The following is a 24,532-nucleotide window of genomic DNA, read 5'->3' on the forward strand; positions in this document are numbered from 1 at the left end:
AACCCCGACACCCACACCTACCCCTACTCCAGAACCCACGCCCACGCCCACGCTGACTCCAACACCTACCCCTACTCCAGAACCCACACCCACGCCGAGTCCACAGGCTGGCGGGGAGCCTTCCCCCTCTCCTTCCCCTAGCCCCTAGGGAAAACCCAGTCCAGGCCTTCAACAGGTCTCAATAGTGTTTTAAGGGCCGCCGCCCCCTTAACCTCTACTAAATCTAGTGGGCACGAGCTGGTCAGGATGTTAAGCTACTGCCAGTTGTGACTGGACGGGATCCATGAGCTCAGCGTTGCAGCCGTTTTTGCCGTCGTGGCAAAGGGTTGGCTTTGGGTGGCTGGTGAGTGGGATGTTGTGGGCTGCGGCGGCGGCTGCAGTTGTTGCCCAGCAGTTCGAGTTCACTCCTCAAGCTCCTCAGCCGAATCCCGTCCCCACCCTGCCTCTGCTCAGCAACCCGCCCGGCTCCACGGCTCCGCAAGCCCTGCCGCCGGTGCCTCAGGTGCCGCAAATGCCGCTCACCGGGGATCCCATCCCACCACCGGGGGATCCGAGCCCGGCCCCAATCCCGGTGGTGCCCGTTCAAGCGGCCCCAGGTGGACAGGCTCCGCCAGGTGAGGCCTACTCCTACCAACGGCGGCCCGACCTCAGTCCAGGGGGGAATCTGGCCGGGGCCGCGCGGGGCGAGCTGCCCGCCGGCACCCGTATTCTCCTCACGGTCTACCGCCCCATCACCTTCCAGCCCTACCAGGCCATTAACGGCAACCTAGAAGTTTCGGAGCCGGTGCTGGATCGCTTTGGCCAGGTGGTGATCCCGGCGGGGAGCGTGGTGTGGGGCACTCTTGAGCCGATCTACCGAGAACTCAAGTTTTCTGGTCGGGAGTCGGAGAGCGCCGATCCCCAAGAGCGGGTCGTCGGCAGCCGCTTTGTGGCCAACCGCCTCACCATCGGCTCTTCCACCTATCTCATTAGAGGCCAGTCTGCACCCCTCCCGGTCGGATTGGATCGCAACGCCGACGTGGGCACTACCGTCGCCCGTGGGGCGGGCTATGGGGCGGCGGGCGGATTGGCCTTGGGAGTGCTCACGGGGGGATGGGGCTTTTTGCCCATCTTGGCCGGCGGCCTGGCGGGTGCTGCTGCAGGGAGTACCAACATCGACCGGGTGGTGACGCTGCAGCCCAATACGCTGGTGGAGCTGGAACTGAGCGAGAGCCTGATCATCCAATAGCCTTGACAAGAAGCCAGCAGGGGCGGGTCGGTAGAGTAGAGAAGATCCCCCCCCAAGTTTGCTCCATGGCCCTTTGGACCTACTTCGTGCCCCCCTTAGCTGGGCTGGTGATCGGCTATTTCACCAACGACATCGCCATCAAGATGCTCTTCCGGCCCTATCGCCCCTACCGGGTTTTCGGCTGGCGCATCCCCTTCACCCCCGGCTTGATCCCGCAGAACCAGCCCCGCCTGGCCAAGCAGATTGCCAAGACCATCATGGGATCCCTGCTCACGCCAGAGGAGCTGCACAACTTGGCCCGCAAGCTGCTGCAAACCGAGCGCATGCAGGCAGGGATCCGCTGGCTGCTGGGGGTGGCGCTGGATCGGCTGCAAAACCCCGAGCAACAGCAGCAAACGGCGCAGGTGCTGGCGCGCATCTTGGCCGATCTGTTTAACGAGTCGTTGCCCCGCCTGGTGAAGGTGCTTGCCCGCCAGGAGACCTTTTTGGAGGGGCCGATTAACCAACTGTTCGACCAGGTGCTGCTGGAGCTGCGCCTCAACGCTGAGCAAGCCCGGCAGCTCTCGGAGTGGATCCTGAAGCAGGCGCTGCCTCCCAAGGTGTTGCGGCAGAACCTAGTGGACTTTCTCACCGATCGCAACATCGAATCTCTGGATGAAGAATTTCGCGAGCGGGCCACCGGCTCCTACTGGGTGGTGGCCAACTTGTTTGGCCTCAAAAACGCCCTACTGCGCCTGCGCACCTATTGCCTGGAGGAGCCGGAAGGGGCAGAAGCCATCTTGGAAGATCTGCTCAAAGACATCAACGCCCCCCGCCGCCTGACCGAGATCCTGCAGAACCTCTCCCTGCAAAACCTGCCGGTTTCCGCCGTACGTCAGTTGCGTCGTGCCCTCCGCGATGGGATCCAAGATTACCTGCGCAGCCAAGGGCCAGAGGTTATCAAGGGGCTGGGGGAGAGCATCGATTGGGAAAAAGTGGCCAGCCTGGTGTTGGGTCGCCTGCGCAACTCCAAGGCGTTGATCACCTCCATCGATCAGATCAGCGCCGACCTGGCTTTGATCCTGGAGCGCTACCTGGAGCGGGATCTGGAATCCCTGATGATGCAGGTGATCCCGGTGTTGAACTTGGATCAGGTGATTGCCGACAAAGTGAACGCCACCTCCCCCGCCGACCTGGAGCAGGCCATCCAACAAATTGTGCGCCAAGAACTGCAGGCCATCGTCAACTTGGGGGGGCTGCTGGGTTTTTTGGTGGGCTGTGTGCAGGTGCTGTTTTTGCTGAGGTGACAGCCCCCTTCCCCAGAAAACGGGAGCTTGGATGGGAGTTTTCGCTTCGGTTATGATATTAGAATGCGGTTAACAATTCTCCACACTTCCGATCTCCACGCCAACCTGCATCCCTGGAACTACTTTACCGGGAGCCCCGCAGAGCACGGCCTGGCCAAGCTGGCCACTCTGATCAAGCGCGTGCGAGCAGCCAGCGCGGATCCGGTGTTGCTCATCGACAGCGGCGACACCATTCAAGGATCCCCCTTGGGCACCTACTATGCTCAGGTGGAGCGGGTCTCCCCTCACCCCATGGCCCATACCCTCAACGCCCTCGGCTACGACGCCTTCACGCCGGGCAACCACGACTTTAACTTTGGGCCCCAGGTCCTGCAGGATTTTGTGAGCGATCTCCGCTGTCCCACCCTGTGCGCTAACATCCTCCGCCAAAATGGGGATCCCCTGTTTCGGCCTTATCTAATCCGAGAAGTGGCCGGGATCCGTGTCGGCCTGCTGGGGCTGACCACCCCCCGCATCGACACCTGGGAGCGGCCCGACTACATCGCGGGGCTGCGCTTTGCCCCCCTGCTGGAAACTGCCCAGCACTACCTGTCGCTGCTGCGGCCCCAGGTGGACGTGTTGGTGCTGATTCTGCACAGCGGCCCCAGCCAATTGCCCCCTTTGCGCACCCCAGAGCACTGGCACAACCCGGATCGCTCCGGCTGGACCAGCAACAAAAGCCTGAGGGGGGAAAACGAGCTGCTGGCCCTGGCAGAGCTGGAGGGCATTGACGTCATCCTCTCCGGCCATACCCATCAGACCATCGCCGGCCTGGGGGGGGCCAAGGCCCTGGTGGTGCAGCCCGGCTACTGGGGCAGCCACCTTTCCCACGTGTCTTTGGAGCTGGAGCGCCACGGCGGACGCTGGCAAGTTGTCGGGAAAACCGCCCAGTTGCTGGCTGCAGAAGGGATCCATCCCGATCCCGAACTCCTGGCCCTGACAGAGCCCTATCATCAGGCCACCTTGCGCTACATCCGTCAGCCCATTGGGCAGGCCCGTTGTGCCTACCGCGGTGGGCTGGCAGCCCGGTTGGGGGCCAATCCCCTAGCAGAGCTCCTGCATCAGGCCCAATTGCAGGCGGTACGGGAGGCCAGCCTCTCGGCGGAGCTCTCCCTGGTCAACATCTGCAGCAGTGCCGGCCTGGCAGCGGGCCCCATCTTTTTGCAAGACGCCTACAGCCTCACCGTTTACGACAACACCCTCTGCATCTTGGAGATCACCGGCGACATCTTGCGACGCGCTCTTGAGCAGACGGCTGGGTATTTTCGCCAATTGGATCCCGATCATCTTCCCCCCGATCCTGCTGCCGTCGTGGCCCCCGAAGCACGAGGCTACACCTTCGACCTTTACCACGGCATCGACTACTGCTTCGATCTCACCCGCCCCGTAGGCGAGCGCTTGGTGACCTTACAATTTCGCGGCCAACCGGTGCAGCCGGATCAGACCTTTCGCCTGGCCATCAACCACTACCGCGCCGGCGGTGGGGGGGGCTACAGCATGTTCCAAGAAGCCCAAACCCTCTGGATCTCCGCCGACAGTATCCGCGACTTTCTCGCCCGCCACATTCACACCCATTCCCCCATCCAGCCCATCTACAGCCACAACTGGCACCTCATTCCCAACTTGGCCGAGATCTACTTTCCCCAGTGTTTGGGCCAGCCTCAGGACAGCTTGCTGGTAGGCTAGAACAACAGGAACCTTAACTGGCTGGTAGAGGAGTCGGTAGAATACGATCAGCACAGAGCCCAGTTTGGCTAATGGCGGCGATGGTTTTGAGACTGCCAAACTGTGGGCACCCGACGTTACTGCTTATTGCTCACGCTTGTCGACATAACCCATGACTGCTGAAGAGAAGCAACCGATGGCCCCAGAAGATACCTATCCTGAGCTGCAGGAAGAAGAGATCGACGTGGAGGCAGAACTGGAGAAGCTGATTTTGGAAGACAGCGAAGCAGAAGCCGGTGCCTCCTCCGCAGAAGCCGGCACCGAGCCATCTCCAGATCCCGGTGAAGCCCTGAAGCAGCTCCAGCACGAATTGGAAGTCGTCCGCCAGCAGCTCAAAGAAAAAGAAGACGCCTACCTGCGCCTCTACGCCGATTTTGAAAACTACCGGCGGCGTACCCAGCGGGAAAAAGAAGAGTTCAGCCAAAAAGAACGGCAGAAATTTGTGCTGGAGATCTTGCCTGTTGTGGACAGCTTCGAGCGGGCCCAGCACCAGTTGAAACTGGAAACCGACCGCGAGCGGGAGTTGCACAACAGCTACCAGAGCGTCTACCGCCTGCTGGTGGAATCTCTCAAAAAGATGGGGGTCTCCCGCATGAAGTCGGTGGGCCATCCCTTCGACCCCAACCTACATGAAGCCATCGCCCGTCAACCCAGCACCGACTATCCCGAAGATGTGGTAGCCGTCGAATATCAGCCAGGTTATAAGCTGGGGGATTTGGTGATCCGTCATGCCATGGTAGCCGTCTCGGCAGGCAGCCCAAACCCTGCACCCTCTCCCCAAAGCGAGGGGGCCGGCCCCGAAGATACCTCTGCCTCTTCCCAAAGTGCTGCAAACTCTTAGCAAAACTGCTCGCTTGAACCTTGACAAGTAGAGCCTATCTGTCTTCAGAAAGGCTACAGTAAAGCTACGGATGCAGAAGCACTGCCTGAAGGTTTCTGCGGGATCCTGGGCAGAATGCTTTTAAGATCCGTGGAACTGCGTCCTTGGGTTAAAACTTGGGGCACCGGAAGAGGGGGCTATGGGTAAAGTCATCGGGATTGACCTGGGAACCACCAACAGTTGTGTGGCGGTTTTGGAAGGCGGCCAGCCCGTTGTGATCACCAACGCCGAGGGAGGGCGTACCACCCCCAGCATCGTCGGCTTTGCCAAAAACAACGCCCGCTTGGTGGGCCAACTGGCCAAGCGCCAGGCGGTTACCAACGCGGAAAACACCATCTTCAGCATCAAACGCTTCATTGGCCGCACCTTTGCCGAGACCGAAGAAGAGCGGAAGCGGGTTCCCTACAAAGTGATCCCTGGCCGAGACAACATGGTGGAAGTGGCGGTGCAAGACCGCGCCTACACTCCCCAGGAGATCTCGGCCATGATCCTGCAGAAGCTGAAGGCCGATGCGGAAGCCTATCTGGGGGAGCCGGTGACCCAGGCCGTGATCACCGTTCCTGCCTACTTTACCGATGCCCAACGGCAGGCCACCAAAGATGCCGGCACCATTGCCGGGCTGGAGGTGCTGCGCATCATTAACGAGCCGACGGCAGCCGCCCTGGCCTACGGGCTGGACAAACAAGATCAAGATCTGCGCATCTTGGTTTTCGACTTGGGCGGTGGCACCTTCGACGTCTCGGTGCTGCAACTGGGCAGCGGCGTGTTCGAGGTGCAAGCCACCGCCGGCAACAACCACCTGGGGGGGGATGACTTCGACCAAAGAATTGTCGATTGGCTCACCCGCCAGTTTTTGGAGACGGAAGGGATCGACCTCTCGCGGGATCGTATGGCCTTGCAGCGGATGCGGGAGGCGGCCGAGAAGGCCAAAATTGAGCTGTCCAGCACCCAGGTTACGCTCATCAACCTGCCCTTTATCACCGCCGACGACTCCGGGCCCAAACACCTGGAAGTGGAGCTGACCCGCGCCAAGTTCGAGGAGTTGGTGCGGGATCTGGTGGAAGCTACTGTCGAGCCTACAGAACAGGCGCTGCGGGATGCCGGCCTCTCCCCTGAGGATATCGACCGTGTGCTCCTGGTGGGTGGCTCTACTCGCATTCCCGCCGTTCAGGAGAAGATTCGGCAGATCTTCAAAAAAAACCCGGATCGCTCCGTCAACCCGGACGAGGCAGTGGCCCTTGGCGCCGCCATCCAGGCAGGGGTGATGGGAGGAGAGGTGAAAGATCTGCTGCTGCTGGATGTGATCCCCCTCTCGATTGGGGTGGAAACGCTGGGGGGCGTCTTCACCCGCATCATCGAGCGCAACACCACCGTCCCCACCAGCAAAACCCAAATTTTCTCCACCGCCACCGATGGCCAGAGCGTGGTGGAGATTCACGTCCTGCAGGGGGAGCGGGCCATGGCCAAAGACAACAAGACCTTGGGCCGCTTTCAACTGACCGGGATCCCGCCGGCTCCCCGTGGGGTGCCCCAGATCGAAGTCTCGTTTGACATCGATGCCAACGGGATCTTGAAAGTCTCAGCTCGTGAAAAGGGGACGGGAATCGAGCAAAGCGTCAAGATCACCAACAACGGCGGCTTGAGCAGCAGCGAGATCGAGCGGATGCGCCGAGAAGCGGAAGCCTATGCCGAAGAAGATCAACGCCGGCGGCAGTTGGTGGAAGCCCGTAACCAGTCGGACAGCCTGCTCTACAACTACGACAAAACCCTGCAGGAGCACGGCAATCGCCTCAGCGAAGCTCGAATCCAGCGGGGGGCTCAGGTGGCGGGCAGATTGAGGGCATTGCTGGCAAATGATAACGTAGACTTAGCAACTTTACGGAACGCAATGGAAGAGCTGCGGGCTGTTCTTCTGGAGATGGGTGGCGAGATCTACGGAGCTCGCTAGGGATTCTCGGAGACAGCTCTTCTTTGGCCTCGGTGGCTTGTAGGCTTGCTTTGGTTGTGTTGCCCGACAAGTTGTGTCTCAAGCATGTTTGATCTTTGCATCTTTAATTTTTTCTGAAGCGCTTCTATGGCTCGTGACTACTACGAAATCTTGGGGGTTAGCCGCGACAGCTCCAAAGAGGAGATCAAGCGCGCCTATCGACGATTGGCTCGCAAGTACCACCCGGATGTCAACAAAGAGCCAGGTGCGGAGGAGCGCTTCAAGGAGATCAACCGTGCCTATGAGGTGCTCTCCGACAGCGAGCTGAAAGCCCGCTACGACCGCTTTGGAGAGGCGGGCTTGGGAGGGGCCGCCGCGGCAGCGAGCGGATTCCAGGATTTTGCGGGGATGGGTGGCTTTGCCGATATTTTCGAGAGCTTTTTCACCAACTTTGCGGGGGTGGGAGCCGGCTATGGCCGCAGCCGCAATGGGCCGGTACGGGGGGATGATCTGCGCTTTGACCTGAAATTGGAGTTTCTTGAGGCCATCTTCGGGGGCGAAAAGCAAATTCGCATCAGCCACCTAGAAGTCTGCAATGTCTGCGGGGGCAGTGGCGCCAAGCCCGGCACGGAGGTCAAAATCTGTCCCACCTGTGGTGGCGCTGGTCAGGTGCGGCGGGCCACCCGCACCCCGTTTGGCAACTTTACCCAAGTCTCGGTTTGTCCCACCTGTGGTGGCAGTGGTCAGGTGTTGGAGGAGCCCTGCTACAACTGCAATGGCGAGGGCCTGGCCCAAACCACGAAGAAACTGCGCATCAACATCCCCGCCGGCGTGGACAGTGGCACCCGCTTGCGGGTTTCCGGAGAAGGCGATGCCGGTCGGCGCGGTGGCCCGCCCGGAGATCTCTACGTCTACCTGTTTGTGGAGCCGGATCCGGACTTTCAGCGCGATGGCCTGACCATCCTCTCGGAGGTGCGGGTGAGCTATCTGCAGGCCATTTTGGGGGCCAAAGTCTCGGTGCCCACCGTGGACTCAAAGGCCGGCTTGGAGGAAGAGGTGGAGCTGACCATTCCCGCCGGATCCCAGCCGGGCACGGTGCTGACCCTGGAAGGTAAGGGGGTGCCTCGCATCGGCAACCCAATGTCGCGGGGCGACCACAAAATCACCCTGGTGGTGGAAATTCCCACCCGCATCAGCTCAGAAGAGCGGGAATTGCTGCTGCGCTTGGCTGAGCTGCACGGAGAACGCATCAACAAGCGGGATGGTTTCTTGGGCGGGTTGTTGCGCGGGCTGGCCCAGATGCCCGGCAACCGGGAGCGTGAGGAAGAATGACGCCAGAGGCTGTTTCATTGCAAGAGGTCAAGCTCGTCCTTGACCAGCGCGGGATCCCTTGCCCCCTCAACTACGTACGGGCGAAGCTGCGGCTGGAACGCATGGCCCCTGGAGAGCTGTTGGAGCTGTGGCTGGATGCAGGAGAACCCCTGGAGCAGGTGCCCAACAGCCTGGCGATGGCCGGGCATCGGATCGAGGGGCAACAAGCTACGCCTGAGGGGCATCACATCCTCTGGGTGCGCCGCGGGGACTTGACATGAGCCACCTGAGCCGGAAGGGATCGGGACAGGCTGCCCAAGAGGGGGAGCAGGGATCCACCTATACCGGCTGGGTGCGAGCGGCGCAGGCCAACTTTTACCGTGTGCGCATCGATCCGGCCTTGGCCGCCCTTTTTCCGGAGATCCCAGCTCAGTTCCCGGCCCAAAAGCCCATGCCGGCGGAGCTCCTCTGCACAGCTCGGGCCAAGCTCAAAAAAATGGGGCAATCGGTGATGGTGGGAGACTGGGTAGAGGTGGGCTTGCCGCCGGCTGCCGACTCTCTCTGGCCGGAGCGAGGGGTGATCGAGGCGATCTGGCCGCGGCGCACTCAACTCCCTCGACCGGCTATTGCCAATGTGACCCAAGTTCTGGTGGTGGTGGCCCTGGCCGAGCCGGATCCCGAGCCCAACGCCCTCAGCCGTCTGCTGGTGCAGGCTGAGGCCAGCCAACTGCGGGTTCAAGTGGTGTTGAACAAATGCGACCGCGTGGATCCGGGGGTGGCGGCAACTTGGGTGGATCGCCTGCAGAGGTGGGGATATGAGCCTTTGCTGGTGAGCGCCCACACCCAAGCTGGGATCCCCCAGTTGCAACGGTGTTGTCGAGATCAGATCTCGGTGGTAGTAGGCCCTTCCGGAGTGGGCAAATCCAGTCTGCTCAATCGGCTGTTGCCAGACGTTCGGCTGGCTACTCAGGCCGTCTCCAGGCGCTTGCGTCAGGGTCGGCACACCACCCGCCATGTGGAGCTGTTTCCCTTGCCAGAAGGCGGTTGGATCGCCGATTCGCCCGGATTCAATGCCGGCGAAGGGATCCCGCCGGTTCATCCTTTGCAACTGATACGGTGCTTTCCAGAAGTCAGGGATCGCTTGGGCACCTGTCAGTTTCGCGATTGCCTGCACGATCGAGAGCCGGGCTGCGGGCTCCGAGATCTGGATTGGGAACGACGGACTTTCTACTTGCAGCTTTTGCAAGAGGCCCAGTTTGGCCAGAATTGCGCGAAAGGCCCATCTCGCCAGCAGGAGCAGGCCGTTGATGGATGGCGTGCCTTTGATTTGAACTACAGTCGTTTCAAATGGCAATGAAACGGTTCGTTCCGTCGCTCTTCCCTCCCCTAGAGGGCGAAGGTAGCACCTCTTCGCCTGAGAGAGTTGGCGGGTCTTCCACCAGTTCCGGCGCCCGTCCTGCCCGGTCGTTGAAGGTTACTAAAATGGGGCCAGTCGAAGGGAAAAATCATGCAGTATCGCAGATTTGGGCGTACCGAGCTGTCTATGCCTGTACTGAGCTGTGGCGGCATGCGTTATCAGCACAGTTGGCAAGACACTCCTTGGTCAGGGATCCCAGCAGCAAGCCAGCAGAACCTGGAAGCGACGATCCGCCGGGCCCTGGAAGTGGGCATCAACCACATCGAAACTGCCCGCGGCTACGGCACCTCTGAGATGCAGTTGGGCCGCATTTTGCCGCTTTTCCCCCGGCAAGATCTGATCGTGCAAACAAAAATTGGCCCCAGCGCCGATCCGAAGCAGTTCCTGGCCAAGTTCGAACAATCGATGAGCTACCTGAACCTCGACCATGTGGATCTGCTGGCCATCCACGGATTGAACACCTGGGAAGATTTGGAGCACAGCCTGCGTCCAGGAGGGTGCCTGGAGGTGTGTCAGCGTCTGGTGCGACAGGGGCGGGTGCGTTTCGTCGGCTTCTCCACCCATGGGCCGACGGAGTTGATCGTGGAAGCCATCCAGTCGGGGGGCTTTGATTACGTCAACCTGCACTGGTATTTTGTCAACCAGACCAACTGGCCAGCCATTGAGGCTGCCGCCCGGCAAGACATGGGGGTATTCATCATCAGCCCCTCAGACAAAGGGGGCAAGCTTTACGATCCGCCCGCCAAGCTGGTGCAGTTGTGCCAACCTCTCAGCCCAATGGTCTTCAACGACCTGTTCTGCCTGTCCCATCCCCAGGTTCACACCCTCAGCATTGGAGCAGCTCGACCCAGCGATTTTGATGAGCACCTGCGGGCGGTGGAGCTGTTGGATCGGGCTGATGAGCTGTTGCCACCGATCCTGGCCCGCCTAGAGCAAGCTTTGATCGAGCAGGTGGGAGAACACTACGCCAAAACTTGGCACCAGGGCCTGCCTCGCTACGACCAAACCCCTGGACAGGTGAATATCCCATTTATTCTGCTGTTGCGCAATTTGGCCTTGGCCTATGACTTGGTGGACTATGCCAAAAGCCGTTACAACCTGTTGGGCAATGCCGGCAGTTGGCTCCCCGGCCAACGGGCAGACCAAGTGGATGCGGAAGCCCTACGGCCCTGTCTCATCCACAGCCCCCACCGCGACCGGATCCCGGCCTTGTTGCAAGAAGCCCATCGCCTGCTCTCTGGAGCCGAGGTGAAGCGGCTATCTCAGAGCCAACGTGTCCAGGGATCCTGACTGTCTGGGCCGCTGGAACGACAACAGCTGATCGGAGCGGCGGGATTTGAACCCACGACCCCCACTACCCCAAAGTGGTGCGCTACCAAGCTGCGCTACGCCCCGACGCACTGAACAGGTGGAAGTTCAGGAAGCGCCTAGTTAGTCTAGCATTGGATCGCGGCCAGAGTTAACCCCAAGCTGTGGGATCCTGCGGAAACCATGCTAGCTTGGTTAGGCTGCTAAAAAACACACGCCTGAACCACCGGGTGTCCTTACAGCCTTTTTGCGGTTTGCTGCAACAGCACCGGAGTTCCTCGCCAATTGGGGCAGAGCGCTCTGGGAGTGAATGTGCAGGAACCGTCAGGAAGGCCGTAGCTGGGATCCGTTCGGGCGGAGGCTAACCCGTAGGAGATGAAAAACTCATGAGCGTAGTCAGTTTGCCTCAACTGTTGGAGGCGGGGGTTCACTTTGGGCACAAGGCCAGCCGTTGGAACCCGAAGATGCGGCCCTACATCTTTACCGAACGGAACGGCATCCACATTATCGATTTGGTGCAGACGGCCCGTTATCTGAACGAAGCCTACGAGTATGTGCGGGATGCTGCCGACAGGGGTTGGCGCTTCCTGTTCGTCGGCACCAAACGGCAAGCTGCTGGGATCGTCGCTCAAGAAGCTCGTCGCTGTGGCAGCTACTACGTCAACCAGCGCTGGCTGGGGGGTATGCTCACCAACTGGGCCACCATCAAAACCCGCATTGACCGCCTCAAAGAAATTGAGGAGATGGAAAGCAGTGGTCTTTTGGATCGCCTGCCCAAACAAGAGGCCAGCCGTCTGCGGCGAGAGTTGGCCAGGCTGGAAAAGTACTTGGGCGGCATTAAAACCATGCGCAAGCTCCCCGATGCGGTGATCATTGTCGATCAGCGGCGAGAAGCCAACGCCATTCAGGAGTGTATCAAGCTTAACATTCCCATCATCTCTCTGCTGGACACCAACTGTGACCCCGACCTCAGCGACATCTTTATCCCCTCTAACGACGATGCCATTCGAGCGATTAAGCTGATTGTAGGCAAGCTGGCCGACGCCATCTACGAAGGGCGGCATGGGCAGCTCGACACTGTCGAAGAGGATGAGTACGAGTACGAAGGGGCTATGGATCTGGACGACGACACTCTGGAGGATGCAGAGGACGAAGAAGGAGAAACTGACGAAGACTAGAGCAGGGGCAGGGATCCCATGCGCTCTGGGCGTTTCCCTGCCCGTCTTCTCTCCAGAAGCTCGTATTCTTGAATCTAGGCTTACAATTTTGCCCAAGCTTACTCGTTCTCACTCCCATTCGGCCACGTCCTTCTCGTTCTTTCATTCGAGGAACCCTCATGAGTATTGATGCCAAAGTTGACGCCAAGCTGGTCAAAGAGCTGCGCGAAAAGACGGGCGCAGGCATGATGGACTGCAAAAAAGCCCTGGAAGAGTCGGGGGGCGACATGGACAAAGCCATCACCTGGCTGCGACAGAAAGGGTTGGCGGGGGCAGCCAAAAAGGCCGGTCGCGTCGCGGCAGAGGGAGTAGTCGATAGCTACATCCACTTCGGCAATCGGATTGGTGTGCTCGTGGAGGTGAACTGCGAGACGGATTTTGTGGCCCGCAACGAAGATTTTAAGAAACTGGTGCAAGACATCGCCAAGCAAATTGCCGCCTGCCAAAACGTAGAGTACGTCAGCGTTGACCAGATCCCTGCCGAGGTGGTGGAGCGGGAAAAAGCCATCGAAATGGGCAAAGAGGATCTGGCCAACAAGCCGGAGAACATACGCGAGAAGATCGTGCAGGGCCGCATCGAGAAGCGCCTGAAGGAGTTGTCTCTGCTGGATCAGCCCTTTATTAAAGATTCCTCGATTACCGTAGAGGAACTGGTGAAGCAGCACATTGCCAAGCTAGGGGAAAACATCCGGGTGCGGCGCTTCGTGCGCTTTGTCTTGGGAGAAGGGATCGAGAAACAGGAAGCGGATTTTGCCGCTGAAGTGGCTGCTCAGGCCGGTCTCAAGCCGGCAGAGCCAGCGCAAGGGGCAGAACCTGTCGCTGACCAAGCTGCTGCCGAGCCTACTGCTGAGGTGGTTGTTCCTGAACCGGCTGCCGAGAGCAAGCCAGCCAAAAAAGGCTCCAGCAAGAAGAAAAAATAGCTCTATTGCCGATGGATCCCTGAATTCACCCCAGTGGGCGGCAGCAGTGCCACTCTGCTTCTCCCACCATGGCAAGCCGGCTGAGCAGGTTGAGGCTTTCTGGATGGAGTTTCCCTATTTTTTGCCTTGGCACGGCCAACTACAACACGCTAGGGTGACAGGCGGTCATTTTGGATCTTGGGCATGAGCTGTATCCTACGCAATGCGTTGATCCCCACCGGCACAGGCTACGAAACCACAGATGTGCGCATCGAGGGGGAACGGATTGCTGCTATCGATAAAGGGCTACCCGCAACGGGCACAGACAGCCTAGAACTGGAGGCCGGCAACCAACTCTTGCTGCCGGGCTTTGTCAATGCCCACACCCACTCTTCCGAGCTGTGGCAAAGAGGGATCATCCCGCCCTACCCGCTGGAGCTGTGGCTGGCACAACTGCACGAGTACGCGCCGCCGGATCCGGAAAAGATCTATCTCAGCGCCCTGGCGACGGCAGTAGAGACCCTGCTCAGCGGCGGCACGACGGTAGTGGATCATCTCATCCTCATCCCCGGCCAGGAGCTGGCCACCCTCGAGGCGGCGGTGCGGGCCTACCGAGAAGTCGGGATCCGCGCCTTCATCGGTCCCCTGCTTCAGGATCAGGCCCTCTCCACCTGCCTGCCCGGCGGTTCATCCTTCGCTGGCGGGGCGGCAGCCTATCCCCTGAGCACCTCAGAGGTGCTGGCCCTGGTGGAAGAGGCGGTTGAGAAGTACCACCGCCCGGAAGAGGGCATCACCCTGATGGTGGCCCCCACCGGCATCCAACTCTGTTCTGACAAGCTGTTTGAGGGCTGCGCGGAGTTGAGCCAGAAGTATGACCTCCCCCGCCATGCCCACCTGCTGGAAACCCGCGCCCAGCAGAGGTTGGCCCAGGAAAAGTACGGCTGCAGCGCAGTCGAGCACCTGGAGCGCTTGGGCTACCTAGACCGGAGAACCTCGCTGGCCCACTGCGTCTGGCTTACCGATGCCGATATCGAGATCTTGGCCCGCACCGGCTCTACGGTTGTCCACAACCCCTTGAGCAACCTGCGCCTGGGCAGCGGCATCGCCCCCATCCTCAAGTACCGGCGGGCGGGGGTGAATGTGGCCTTTGGCTGCGATGGATCCGCCAGCAATGACTCCCAGGATCTCTTGGAGGCCATTAAAATCGGCACCATCCTGCACAACATCACGGATCCCGACTACCGCCACTGGATCTCGCCCCGGGAGAGCGTCGAGATGGCCTCCCGCGGTGGGGCCATTGGCCTAGGGCTGGGAGAGAAGCTGGGATCCCTGGAGGTGGGCAAGCAGGCGGATCTGGTGCTTTACGATCTCACCCAACTGTCGCTGTTGCCCCGTACCGATCCCATCGGGCTGCTGGTGCTGGGCCGGCCCACCCAGGCGGTGCACAGCGTCTGGGTTAGAGGGAAACGGGTGGTGGCCAACGGCGAGGTAACGACGGTGGACGTGGCCCAGTTGCGGCAGGAGCTGTTCGAGCACAGCCACTGGGATCCCTTCCGTCGCTCGCAGCAGGCAGCACAACTGGAGGCCCGCTACCGCCAGGTGATGGGTCTGCCAGAATAGCCCTAGAGTTGCCGGGGCCGACCGTGGGAGCAACAGCCGACTGGGCCAGAGCTACCGAGCAGGTGAAGCAGCAGGCGCTGGCGCTGGGCTTTGACAAGGTCGGCATCGCCAGTGCGGCGGATCCCCCTGACTTGGCGGGCTTGCGGGCCTGGCTGGCGGCGGGCATGGCCGCCGACATGGCCTGGATGGCCGATCCCCGGCGAATGGATCCAGAGCGGGTGCTGCCGGGGGTGCAATCTCTGGTCTGTGTGGCCCTCAACTACTACACCCCCATCTGCCACAGTCGGGATCCAGCCAAAGGCAAGATATCCCGCTATGCCTGGGGGCGGGACTACCACCGCGTGCTGGGGCGGCGGCTGAAGCAGCTCCACCTCTGGATGCAAACTCAGTTCCCGGATTATCGAGGCCGATTCTATGTGGATACCGGCCCGGTGGCGGAAAAGCCCTGGGCCATGCGGGCGGGCTTGGGCTGGATCGGCAAAAACGGCCTCTTGCTCACCCGCGAGTACGGCTCCTGGGTTTTCCTGGGGGTGATCTTGACAACTCTCCCCCTGCTTCCCGACCGTCCCCATACTGCCCACTGCGGCACCTGCAGCCGCTGCCTGGAAGCCTGCCCCACCCAGGCCATCGTCAGCCCAGGGGTGGTGGATTCCCGCCGCTGCATTGCCTACCACACCTTAGAGAGCCATGCTGAGCGGATCCCTGCCGAAATTGCCCAGAACCTGCACAATTGGGTGGCCGGCTGCGACATCTGCCAAGAGGTCTGCCCTTGGAACCAGCGCTTTGCCCGCCCCAGCCGGATCCCGGATTTTCAGCCTTACCCTTGGAACGTTGCCCCCGATCTCCAAGAACTGGCGCGGCTCGGCGACGAGGAGTTCGACCGCCGCTTCCCCGCCTCTGCCCTGCGCCGCCTCAAGGCCCACCGGCTGCGCCGCAACGCCCAAGCTGCTCTCCGAGCCCATCCCACCTCTGCAGCCTGCAGCAACGATTTGGAAGCCCTCTCTACCTAATTTGGATATCCTTTTCCAACAGGATCTGGGGATCCCTACCCTTGGGCCTGAGCCGGCACCGGAAAACGGTGGGGCTGTTGTCTCCGGGCCGGGGACGCAAGCCGGCATACACGTCTTACCCTCTTTCTTGGGATCCCAGTGCTGGGCTGAAGAGCGTCAGGCGTCCACGCCCTAGCACCTCCTATTGGTTTCCCCTCTTCTCAGACCCTAACCCTGTATGGATAACGATTACGAAGACTACTACCCCGGCTACCGGCAGGCCAACAGCTACAACCTACTGCAATCTGGGTGGAAGCCCCTGTACCGCCATTTCGATGCCGAGTATTTCTGGCAACTGGCGATGCAGGATCCCTGGGCGTTGGCCGAGAAATTTTTGGATGTGTGCAGCGATGTTGCCAATGCGGTAGGACGTAGAGAGTACAGCCCGCTGGCCAACTTTCTCAACTTATTTTCAGAGAATACCCGTTACGAGATCGAAGAGTTTTGGAATAGCATCACCCCACCTCTGCCCGGCCCCGACTATACAGTATTTCAAGATCAGCTCTCCACGGAGACGCCGATTCGGCAGCAGGTGAGCCGCGATCAAATTCCCATCGATTACGTTCTAAGGCGCCTGCAGGAAATGACCGTTCTCAGAGTTTTGGCGCATCTGGGGCGACCGGCGCAGATCGTGCAATTCTATATGGAGCGCTACTTCTACTATCCGGTCGAGCGTTTCAGCAGTTGGGAGGAAATCAGCAGCCCGGGCACCACCTATGCCTTCTGGCCAGAGCACCAGATTTGGCTGCAAGTTCAGACCGCCTATCACAACCGTCGCCGCTACACCCTGCTGGGCGTGGATCTCAGGCCCTTAATTCGCAAGGTTACTTACAATCTGGCGGTGATGGTGAGCGGCTACCAAAGCCGGATCGGGCAAGTCTACAGCCCCTATCCAATCAGTTCTTTTCCCGCTGAAATTCAGGCCTTTACCGATCAAGTTCAACAGCAGATTCTACAGCAGGAGCGATTGGCGGTCTTGGTGCACGGGATCCCAGGTACGGGTAAAACGGCCTGGACGCAAGCGGTGGCCCACGAGCTGCTGGTGCCCCTGGGCTATGTGGTGTTTATCTTGGATCACGAAGCCGTACAGGAGTTCATCGCGCCCCCCTACCTGGAGCGGGTCTGCTTGATCATCAACGAAGCCGATAACCTCGCCCAAGACCGAGCCAGCGAGGTGGCCCAGCAGAGCACCAAAACCGAACGCATCCTCAGCCTGCTGGATGGCACCCTTCACCAAAGCGTGCTCGATCCCGATTATCTCGACTGCAGGCAGAGGCTGGTGGTGTTGATGACCTGCAACACGACCGAGCGCCTGGATCCGGCCGTTTTGCGCAAAGGGCGGGTGGACTTGATCCAAGAGTTTACCCACCGCTTTGTTTGAGCTGTGTCGGCATCTACCTGGTTTAGCCGCTGGGGCCAATCTTCGACTTGGGTCGGGCTTGGGTGGGCTAGGTAGCCCGCAGTTGAACCGGCATGACCAAATAGCAGAGGCGCGTCGCTCCAATCGGCTTCCAGATGGCCGGCTGGGTGGCGCCGTTCAGCTCCAGGCTCACCTGCTGGGTCTGAAACACCTTAAGGGCGTCCAGCAGGTAGCGCACATTAAAAGCCAGCTCCAGGTCAGGGCCGGACATCTGTACCGGCAGAGATTCCTCGCCACTGCCCACATCGGGCGCCTCGGTGCTGATGCGTAGGGTTTGGGTTGCCTCAGAAAGGCTGAACTTGATGATGTCGTTCCGCTGGGCAGCCAGCACCCCCACCCGCTCCAAGGACTCGATCAAAGGCCGACGCTCCAGGGTCACATGCCGCTCAAACTGCCGCGGGATCAGGCGATTGTAGTCGGGATATTGGCCTTCCAACAGGCGGCTGGTGATCCGCTGTTGGCACTGGGCGCCAGGGGGCAGAACAAATTGCACCTGGGATCGGTCAAACCGCAATTCCACCGTCGATGTCGCAGTCTGTGCGGCGAGGATGCGCTCCAACTCTCGCAAAGTACGAGCAGGGATGGTGAAATCCAACCCCAGGTTGGCCACCACCGGGATCCCGTCTGCCTCCACCTGCACCATGGCCAGACGATGCCCGTCGGTGGCCGCAAACTCTAAGCAAGGGGGATCCCCCGCCAAGAGCTTGACATGAACCCCCGTAAGCACCTGCTTGGTCTCATCCCCAGAGGCCGCAAAGAGGGTTTGGCCGATCCCTTGCAACAGGCTCTCGATGGGCAGCTCCAGGGCCTGAGCTGCTGCGCCTTCCTGCCCCGCCAGATCGCCATCCGCAGCGGCGGCACGAAGCGGTATCTCCGGCAAGGTGGGGTATTCTTCAGCCGACATGCCCCGCACTTGGTACTGGCCGGCTGCCGACGTGAGAATCACAGGGGCACCCTCCTGGGCTTGGTTGCTCACCCTAAGACTCATCGGGCCGCTGGGCAGACGGCTGACGATATCGCCGAGCAACTTGGCAGGCAGAGTGATGCGACCGGATCCCTTCACCTGCGCCTCGAACTCGCTGCGAATACACAAGTTCAAGTCAAAGGCGGTCAGGGCAACCCGTTGAGTTTCCCCGCTCGCCTCCACCAAGACATTGGCCAAAACCGGCAGGGCAGGGCGGCTGGCAACCGCTCGTCCAACGGAAGCGAGGTGGTGGCTGAGATCGGCTTGCTCACAGGTAAAGCTGAAGCCATGTTGGGACAGGTCGGCAGCCTCATCAAAGCGGCTCTCCCCACCATAGGGGCCGCCAGCCTTGCCGCTGCGCCGGGCCAGCGCGAACGACTCGGTTTCCAGTTCTCGATCCACAGGACGTTGAGCTTGCACCATGGGGAGCACTTGAGGGCTGCACAGGCACATCCTACACCGACTGCCCCGATCGGATCCTGCCTTGCCAAGACGAGTTTTGCAAAAAAAATTTTCTCGCGCGCGCGGGATCAAGCTAGAAACCACGATCCCTATCTAATTTAATTTTTTGATCTAGTAGTAGTAGGGGCTGTGGAAACTGTGGAAAGTGATCGCCAACCCCTTGCGCCATCAGCCTTTGAGCTTATTCCCCACCTGTGGAAAAACTGTGGATAACTTGGCCGTTTTTCCACAGGGTATTTATACCTGTTAATAACTTGGGGGGTTTTTCCACAGGTTTTCCACAGGTTTTTGGGGTTTTTCCACAGGTTTTCCACAGGCTGAAGGGATGCAAATGTTGCTATTTCCTGACAAATTCATAAAACTTAACACACGATCAGCGTGAGATCCCCTAACGTAGTGAGTCCTCCCCCTAAATATGGCTGGGGACTCCACCGGAGCTTGGGCAGGCTTCGCTGGATTTCCACAGCTTTTCCACAGGCTGGCGAAGAGAGCCTGGATCTTGTCTTTTGGCTTGATCGGCTCTGCTTGGCTGCCGGTGAGCTTGCAGGTACTCTTGGCAGGACAGCCAAGACTAAAGGCGGTAGGGATCGGGACGGGACAACACCTGACCCAGAGCAGGGGATCCAGTTGCGAGGGGATGGCGTCAAGAACCCGTAGCAGCGGAGGGTCAGGTGTAGGTCAACGGGATCCATTCTGGTAATGGCGGGAGCGCAGCACGAGCACGTCAGAAAGCTGGCGCAGTTGATTCTGAATTTGGGTCAGTTGCTTTTTGTCGCGCACATCGATACAGAGATCGATCAGGGCAGTGCGGTTGGCAAAAGTTTGTACCTTGGCGTTGCGAACATTGATGCTCTGATCCGACAGGCGGGACAGGATATCCCGCAACACCCCGACGCGGTCGATGACTTCCAGATGCAGTTCTACCGGGTAAATCTGAGCATTTTGCTGCAGTTGCTCTTCATTCCAGCGCACCGGCACCAAGCGTTCTCCCGAAACCTGGGCCACCCGCGGGCAGTCCCGATGATGGATGCTAATGCCTTTGAAGCGGGTGACCACGCCCAAGATCGGATCCCCGGGCAGCGGGTTACAACACTTGGCCAACTGGTGTTTCAGGCCCTCCACCCCCAAAATGGGGGACTGGGATTTGCGGGAGCCAGAAGCCGCCCCAGGCCGCGGCAACAACAGCTTGGATCCCTCGATCGCTCCTGCCTCTGTGGGGGGAGAGACTGCCGGTTTGCTGACCTCCTGTAGCCGATGGAGCACCAGCGTGGGGGTTGTCTCGCCATAGCCGAGAGCCGCCAACAAATCCTCTACGCTGGCGTAGTTGAGCTTCTCGGCCACCTTTTGCATCCGCTCGGATTTGAGCAGGGCATCAAAGCCCGTTTTGCCCAGCTCCCGCTCCAGCAAATGCCGACCCCGGGCGATGTTTTGCTCGCGATTCGAGCGCTTAAACCATTGGCGAATGCGATTGCGGGCCGAGCTGGTGGCAACGAAATTGATCCAGTCCAAGCTGGGATGGGCATTTTTGTGCGTGATGATCTGCACAATATCCCCATTGCGCAGGCGGGTATCCAAAGGCACGATCTTGTTGTTGACCCGCGCCCCCGCACAGTGATCCCCAACTTCGGAGTGGATGCGATAGGCGAAGTCCACCGGACAGGATCCCTGCGGCAAAGCCAGCAAATCCCCTTTGGGCGTGAAAACGTAAACCTCGCTCTCAAACAAGTTCTCGCGAATGGTCTCCAGATACTCTTTGTCGTCTTTGAGGTCGTTTTGCCACTCCAGTAGCTGCCGCAGCCAGGTAAAGCGCTCCTCGTCCGGCCTAACGGTGGTGCTGCCAGCCTCCTTGTACTTCCAGTGGGCGGCGATCCCGTACTCGGCCACGCGGTGCATCTCTTCGGTGCGGATCTGCACCTCCACCGGTCTTCCCTGCGGGCCGATCACCGCCGTATGCAAAGATTGGTAGCGATTGGCCTTGGGCAAGCCAATGTAGTCTTTGAAGCGCCCAGGGATAGGGCGGAAGCAGTTGTGAACGACCGCCAGCACCCGATAGCACTCGCTGTTGGTCTGCACGATTACCCGCACTGCCGAGAGATCGTAAATCTCGTGAAATTCTTTGCGCTGCTGCTGCATCTTGCGGTAGATGCTGTACAGATGTTTGGGCCGCCCGCTGATCTCAAAATGTTCCAGCCCCGCTTGGATGAGGTTTTGACGCAGCTCTTCGATAAAAGCTTGGATCTCCGCCTCTCGCTCGGCGCGCTTGGCGTTGACCAATTCCTGGATCTTTCGGTAGGCTTCGTAATCCAAATACTTAAAAGCCAGATCCTCCAGCTCCCACTTGAAATGCCAGATCCCCAGTCGGTTGGCCAGAGGGGCAAAAATTTCCATCGTTTCGGCCGCAATTTGCCGTTGCTTGCTGGGGGAGAGGTACTGCAGCGTGCGCATGTTGTGTAAGCGATCCGCCAGCTTGACCACGATGACTCGAATGTCTTTGGCCATGGCCACAAACATGCGGCGGAAATTTTCGGCCTGCTGCTCGGTTTTGCTGGAGAAATTGAACTTAGAAAGTTTGGTAACTCCCTCTACCAGTAGGCGAACTTCTGAGCCGAATTCGGCTTCCAGCGCCTCTAGGGTGACCTCTGTATCTTCGACAACATCGTGCAAAAGGCCCGCTGCCACCGTCACCGCATCTCCCCCCAGCTCTCGCAGGAGCGTAGCCACGGCTACTGGATGGGCAATGTAGGGATCCCCTGATTTGCGTTTTTGGCCCTGATGCAAACAATAGGAAAACTCAAAGGCACGGCGCAGCAGATCGGCTTCTTCAGCCGTGTAGGGCCGCAGCCCATCGCCGGGATCCTCAGCACCGGAAAGCAAAGCGCGCAGCCATCCCGGCACCTCAAAGTCGAGGCTGTTTAGGTCAAGACCTCTATCTGAGGTGGCAAGGACAGCAGTCTGACCCATGTGAACCCGGAGAAACAGGATGTTTAATTACTGACTATAGTTCATCCAGCTCGACCGCCAACAGATTGGAGAGAGAAAAAATACCGGATAAAAAGCGAAGCGCCGGCGAGCCGCCGACGCTGCCTGCTGGATATCCTCAGCAGAGCGAGATTAGTCTTCGCCCCATTCCTCGCAATCGCCGATTAAATCGCAGAGGGGATCCGAGGGGCAGTAGTCTTGCAGCTCCAACTCCTGGGCAATTGCCTGCCACTCCCGCTGTGGGAAAAAAGGCTGCAGGTGGGAAATGGCTTCAGAGCGGCGCAGAACCCCCTCCCGGATGAGGCGACGAGCTTCCTCCTGAATAGCCTCAACCGCATAGTGGGTGGCTTGTAAAGTGGGCATGGCTTAACCTACAGGTGGGATGAATGGGATGCACCGGAGGGCCAGAAGGAATCTGGACTTGCCTGGCCATCTCCATCATAGAACTGGGTCTCGTTTCGTAGCAAGAGATACAACTTTGTAGTGCAGATAACTGTAGGGATAACCCGCACCTGCCTGAAAGACCATGCCACACTGGATCCCAACCCTTCCAACAGCAGCACCTATGGATCCCTGTCTGATCCCTGTCAAGCTTCCCCACGGCTCCTACGACATTCTCATCCAGTCCCCCGCAGGTTCCGGCGGCCACAGCCTCAGCCAGTTGGGATCCCAGATGCGAGCTTTGGGGCTAGCCGGCAAGGTGCTGGTGGTGAGCCATCCGGGTATTGCCAAGCATTTTGCCGAAAAGTTGGTGCAAGGGTTGCAGCAAGCCGGGTTTGCCGCTCATCTTTTTCTGTTGCCCGCCGGCGAGCGCTACAAGACCCTGCGCTCGGTGGCCAAGATCTACGATGCTGCCTTGAGCTTTGGCCTGGAGCGCTCTTCCACCCTCGTGGCCCTGGGAGGCGGGGTAATCGGGGATATGGTGGGGTTTGCTGCCGCCACCTGGCTGCGCGGGATCCCTTGGGTGCAGGTGCCCACCTCGCTTTTGGCCATGGTGGATGCGGCCATTGGCGGCAAGACTGGCGTCAACCATCCCGGCGGGAAAAACCTAATTGGGGCCTTCTACCAGCCGCGCCTGGTGTGGATCGATCCAACGGTGTTGCAGACCTTGCCCCGGCGGGAATTTACCTCTGCCCTGGCGGAAGTGATCAAATACGGCGTCATCCAGGCTGCCGACCTGTTTGAGTTTTTGCAAGACCGGCCCAAGCTGAGCCGCTATGCCGACTTTGCTCCCGCCGACCTGCACTATCTGCTGCGCCGCTGTGCCGAGTGCAAAGCCTGGGTGGTACAACAGGACGAACGAGAGGGGGGCCTGCGGGCCATCCTCAACTACGGCCACACCCTCGGCCATGCCCTGGAAGCCGTTACCGGCTACCGCCGCTACCTGCACGGGGAGGCGGTTGCCATCGGCATGGTGGCTGCGGGGGAGATCGCCCGTCGCCTGGGGTGGTGGAGCGCGACTGAGGCCGAGCGGCAGCGACGCCTTATCGAAAGGGCAGGGCTGCCCAGCCACTGGCCCGCCGGGATCCCTTGGGAGGCGGTGCTGCAGGCGCTGCAGGCAGACAAAAAAGTCAAGCAAGGGCGGATCCGCTTCGTTCTGCCCCGCCGGATTGGCCAAGCGGAGCTGACCGATCAAGTTGAGCTGGCGGATGTGCAGGCCGCTCTGGCCGCAATGACAGGAACCTCTTGAACCCTAGAATTAGGAAGACCTGAGGACAAGAAAGCATGGGACGGCAACAACGGGTAGCCATCTTGGGGGCCACAGGAGCCGTAGGAATGGAGCTGCTAAAGCTGCTGGAAGAGCGCCGCTTTCCGGTGGCAGAGCTGAAGCTGTTGGCCTCGCCCCGCTCGGCGGGCACCCACTTGACCTTCAAGGGAGAACGGATCCCGGTGGAGCCGGTTGCAGAAGCGTCCTTTCGGGGTCTGGATCTGGTGTTGGCCTCTGCCGGGGCAAGTGTTTCCAAAACTTGGGCCAAGGCCATCGTCGAGGCAGGGGCAGTGCTAATCGACAACTCCAGCGCCTTCCGCCTGGATCCCGATGTCCCGCTGGTGGTGCCGGAGGTCAACCCCCAGGAAGCCTTTCGCCACCAGGGGATCCTCGCCAACCCCAACTGCACCACCATCCTAATGTGCGTGGCCATCTACCCGCTGCATCGCCACATCCCGCTGCGCCGCGTGGTGGCTGCCACCTACCAGTCCGCTAGCGGGGCCGGGGCCCGCGCCATGGTGGAGCTAGAGGAGCAAACCCGCGCCTACCTGCAAGGCCAACCGTTGCAGCCGCAGGTGTTCCCCTATCCCATTGCCTTCAACCTCTTCCTCCACAACAGCCCCCTGCAAGAAAACGGCTACTGCCAGGAAGAGATGAAGATGGTCAACGAATCCCGCAAAATTATGGGATCCCCCCACCTACGGCTGACGGCTACCTGCGTGCGGGTACCGGTGCTGCGCACCCATGCCGAGGCCCTCAACCTGGAGTTCGAGCAGCCCTTCCCGGTGGAAAAGGCCCGACAAATTCTGGCCCAGGCTCCGGGGGTGGTGCTCATCGAAGATTGGGAACGCAACCGCTTCCCCATGCCCATTGATGTAGCCGGCAAAGACGAAGTGGCCGTGGGCCGCCTCCGCCAGGACATCTCCGAGCCCAAAGCCCTAGAGCTGTGGCTGTGCGGGGATCAGATCCGCAAAGGAGCAGCCCTCAACGCCATTCAAATTGCCGAGCTGCTTTTGAAGGACTAGTTCACCACCACTGTCCAAGTAACAGGCCCGGCCTGAACAGGAGCCGCCTGCGTGCTGTTCAACGTGAC

Annotated in this window: 18 protein-coding genes, 1 tRNA gene and 1 pseudogene; 16 read left to right on the forward strand and 4 right to left on the reverse strand. The window is 60.0% G+C overall.

Annotation, left to right across the window (positions count from 1 at the left end):
* Positions 1-283: 283 nt before the first annotated feature.
* The 9 genes from NW844_RS05505 (at position 284) to NW844_RS05545 (ending at position 11,103) form a co-directional block, all read left to right on the forward strand.
* Positions 284-1,228, forward strand: coding sequence for a hypothetical protein (locus NW844_RS05505; RefSeq protein WP_414334167.1), 945 nt, complete (start codon positions 284-286; stop codon positions 1,226-1,228).
* A gap of 65 nt (positions 1,229-1,293) precedes the next feature.
* Entirely contained in the window at positions 1,294-2,514 is a 1,221-nt protein-coding gene (locus NW844_RS05510; protein WP_414334169.1) for a DUF445 domain-containing protein, read from the forward strand.
* Positions 2,515-2,577: 63 nt separating this feature from the next.
* The gene (locus NW844_RS05515; RefSeq protein WP_414334170.1) at positions 2,578-4,239 is read left to right on the forward strand and encodes a bifunctional metallophosphatase/5'-nucleotidase; all 1,662 of its coding nucleotides are present in this window, start codon (positions 2,578-2,580) and stop codon (positions 4,237-4,239) included.
* A gap of 151 nt (positions 4,240-4,390) precedes the next feature.
* Positions 4,391-5,119, forward strand: coding sequence for a nucleotide exchange factor GrpE (grpE, locus tag NW844_RS05520; protein ID WP_414334171.1), 729 nt, complete (start codon positions 4,391-4,393; stop codon positions 5,117-5,119).
* 178 nt (positions 5,120-5,297) lie between these two features.
* Positions 5,298-7,106 carry a molecular chaperone DnaK gene (gene dnaK, locus NW844_RS05525; protein ID WP_414334173.1) on the forward strand — a complete coding sequence of 603 codons (1,809 nt, stop codon included), beginning with the start codon at positions 5,298-5,300 and terminating at the stop codon, positions 7,104-7,106.
* Positions 7,107-7,232: 126 nt separating this feature from the next.
* Positions 7,233-8,417, forward strand: coding sequence for a molecular chaperone DnaJ (gene dnaJ / locus NW844_RS05530; RefSeq protein WP_414334175.1), 1,185 nt, complete (start codon positions 7,233-7,235; stop codon positions 8,415-8,417).
* Positions 8,414-8,677 (forward strand): sulfurtransferase TusA family protein, encoded by a 264-nt coding sequence (locus tag NW844_RS05535; RefSeq protein ID WP_414334176.1) that lies wholly within the window; start codon positions 8,414-8,416, stop codon positions 8,675-8,677. The genes dnaJ and NW844_RS05535 overlap by 4 nt, the downstream gene beginning before the upstream one ends.
* A complete protein-coding gene (gene rsgA, locus NW844_RS05540) occupies positions 8,674-9,753 on the forward strand; it encodes a ribosome small subunit-dependent GTPase A (protein WP_414334177.1) in 1,080 nt (359 codons plus the stop codon). The genes NW844_RS05535 and rsgA overlap by 4 nt, the downstream gene beginning before the upstream one ends.
* A gap of 150 nt (positions 9,754-9,903) precedes the next feature.
* Entirely contained in the window at positions 9,904-11,103 is a 1,200-nt protein-coding gene (locus NW844_RS05545; RefSeq protein WP_414334178.1) for an aldo/keto reductase, read from the forward strand.
* 31 nt (positions 11,104-11,134) lie between these two features.
* Here NW844_RS05545 and NW844_RS05550 read toward each other — a convergent pair.
* A tRNA-Pro gene (locus NW844_RS05550) sits at positions 11,135-11,208 on the reverse strand.
* A gap of 299 nt (positions 11,209-11,507) precedes the next feature.
* Between NW844_RS05550 and rpsB the strand changes: the two genes are divergently transcribed.
* From rpsB to NW844_RS05575, 5 genes and pseudogenes are all read left to right on the forward strand, one after another.
* Complete coding sequence (gene rpsB, locus NW844_RS05555) at positions 11,508-12,299, forward strand: 30S ribosomal protein S2 (RefSeq protein ID WP_414334179.1); 792 nt, start codon at positions 11,508-11,510, stop codon at positions 12,297-12,299.
* A gap of 158 nt (positions 12,300-12,457) precedes the next feature.
* A pseudogene (gene tsf, locus NW844_RS05560) lies at positions 12,458-13,114 on the forward strand (translation elongation factor Ts); the annotation flags it as partial.
* A 327-nt stretch (positions 13,115-13,441) separates the two neighbouring features.
* A complete protein-coding gene (locus tag NW844_RS05565; RefSeq protein WP_414334181.1) occupies positions 13,442-14,857 on the forward strand; it encodes an amidohydrolase in 1,416 nt (471 codons plus the stop codon).
* Between the two features lie 8 nt (positions 14,858-14,865).
* Positions 14,866-15,867: a tRNA epoxyqueuosine(34) reductase QueG gene (gene queG / locus NW844_RS05570; RefSeq protein ID WP_414334183.1), complete on the forward strand. Its 1,002-nt coding sequence runs from the start codon at positions 14,866-14,868 to the stop codon at positions 15,865-15,867.
* Positions 15,868-16,084: 217 nt separating this feature from the next.
* Positions 16,085-17,287, forward strand: a complete 1,203-nt coding sequence (locus NW844_RS05575) for an AAA family ATPase (protein WP_414334185.1) — start codon at positions 16,085-16,087, stop codon at positions 17,285-17,287.
* 67 nt (positions 17,288-17,354) lie between these two features.
* Here the strand turns inward: NW844_RS05575 and dnaN are convergent, their stop codons facing one another.
* The 3 genes from dnaN to NW844_RS05590 form a co-directional block, all read right to left on the reverse strand.
* Positions 17,355-18,713 (reverse strand): DNA polymerase III subunit beta, encoded by a 1,359-nt coding sequence (dnaN, locus tag NW844_RS05580; protein ID WP_414334187.1) that lies wholly within the window; start codon positions 18,711-18,713, stop codon positions 17,355-17,357.
* A 717-nt stretch (positions 18,714-19,430) separates the two neighbouring features.
* Entirely contained in the window at positions 19,431-21,713 is a 2,283-nt protein-coding gene (locus NW844_RS05585) for a RelA/SpoT family protein (protein ID WP_414334189.1), read from the reverse strand.
* A gap of 150 nt (positions 21,714-21,863) precedes the next feature.
* Entirely contained in the window at positions 21,864-22,094 is a 231-nt protein-coding gene (locus tag NW844_RS05590; RefSeq protein ID WP_414334190.1) for a DUF4327 family protein, read from the reverse strand.
* Positions 22,095-22,296: 202 nt separating this feature from the next.
* Here NW844_RS05590 and aroB point away from each other — a divergent pair, with 202 nt between their 5' ends.
* Both aroB and NW844_RS05600 read left to right on the forward strand, forming a co-directional pair.
* On the forward strand, positions 22,297-23,421 hold the full coding sequence (gene aroB, locus NW844_RS05595; RefSeq protein WP_414334192.1) for a 3-dehydroquinate synthase: 1,125 nt from the start codon (positions 22,297-22,299) through the stop codon (positions 23,419-23,421).
* 35 nt (positions 23,422-23,456) lie between these two features.
* On the forward strand, positions 23,457-24,464 hold the full coding sequence (locus NW844_RS05600; protein ID WP_414334194.1) for an aspartate-semialdehyde dehydrogenase: 1,008 nt from the start codon (positions 23,457-23,459) through the stop codon (positions 24,462-24,464).
* Positions 24,465-24,532 lie beyond the last annotated feature (68 nt).

It is taken from the genome of Synechococcus sp. H55.2 (genome assembly GCF_047462495.1).
In the GTDB taxonomy this organism is placed as follows: Bacteria; Cyanobacteriota; Cyanobacteriia; order Thermostichales; family Thermostichaceae; genus Thermostichus.

What these genes read in the sequence shown, in the direction of transcription:
- NW844_RS05585 (WP_414334189.1), bottom strand. Translation starts at nt 21,713, where the DNA reads ATGGGTCAGACTGCTGTCCTTGCCACCTCAGATAGAGGTCTTGACCTA.
- NW844_RS05515 (WP_414334170.1), top strand. Translation starts at nt 2,578, where the DNA reads ATGCGGTTAACAATTCTCCACACTTCCGATCTCCACGCCAACCTGCAT.
- NW844_RS05565 (WP_414334181.1), top strand. Translation starts at nt 13,442, where the DNA reads ATGAGCTGTATCCTACGCAATGCGTTGATCCCCACCGGCACAGGCTAC.
- NW844_RS05535 (WP_414334176.1), top strand. Translation starts at nt 8,414, where the DNA reads ATGACGCCAGAGGCTGTTTCATTGCAAGAGGTCAAGCTCGTCCTTGAC.
- dnaK (WP_414334173.1), top strand. Translation starts at nt 5,298, where the DNA reads ATGGGTAAAGTCATCGGGATTGACCTGGGAACCACCAACAGTTGTGTG.
- NW844_RS05510 (WP_414334169.1), top strand. Translation starts at nt 1,294, where the DNA reads ATGGCCCTTTGGACCTACTTCGTGCCCCCCTTAGCTGGGCTGGTGATC.
- NW844_RS05545 (WP_414334178.1), top strand. Translation starts at nt 9,904, where the DNA reads ATGCAGTATCGCAGATTTGGGCGTACCGAGCTGTCTATGCCTGTACTG.
- dnaN (WP_414334187.1), bottom strand. Translation starts at nt 18,713, where the DNA reads ATGGTGCAAGCTCAACGTCCTGTGGATCGAGAACTGGAAACCGAGTCG.
- grpE (WP_414334171.1), top strand. Translation starts at nt 4,391, where the DNA reads ATGACTGCTGAAGAGAAGCAACCGATGGCCCCAGAAGATACCTATCCT.
- NW844_RS05505 (WP_414334167.1), top strand. Translation starts at nt 284, where the DNA reads ATGAGCTCAGCGTTGCAGCCGTTTTTGCCGTCGTGGCAAAGGGTTGGC.
- aroB (WP_414334192.1), top strand. Translation starts at nt 22,297, where the DNA reads ATGGATCCCTGTCTGATCCCTGTCAAGCTTCCCCACGGCTCCTACGAC.
- NW844_RS05575 (WP_414334185.1), top strand. Translation starts at nt 16,085, where the DNA reads ATGGATAACGATTACGAAGACTACTACCCCGGCTACCGGCAGGCCAAC.
- NW844_RS05590 (WP_414334190.1), bottom strand. Translation starts at nt 22,094, where the DNA reads ATGCCCACTTTACAAGCCACCCACTATGCGGTTGAGGCTATTCAGGAG.
- NW844_RS05600 (WP_414334194.1), top strand. Translation starts at nt 23,457, where the DNA reads ATGGGACGGCAACAACGGGTAGCCATCTTGGGGGCCACAGGAGCCGTA.
- dnaJ (WP_414334175.1), top strand. Translation starts at nt 7,233, where the DNA reads ATGGCTCGTGACTACTACGAAATCTTGGGGGTTAGCCGCGACAGCTCC.
- rpsB (WP_414334179.1), top strand. Translation starts at nt 11,508, where the DNA reads ATGAGCGTAGTCAGTTTGCCTCAACTGTTGGAGGCGGGGGTTCACTTT.
- rsgA (WP_414334177.1), top strand. Translation starts at nt 8,674, where the DNA reads ATGAGCCACCTGAGCCGGAAGGGATCGGGACAGGCTGCCCAAGAGGGG.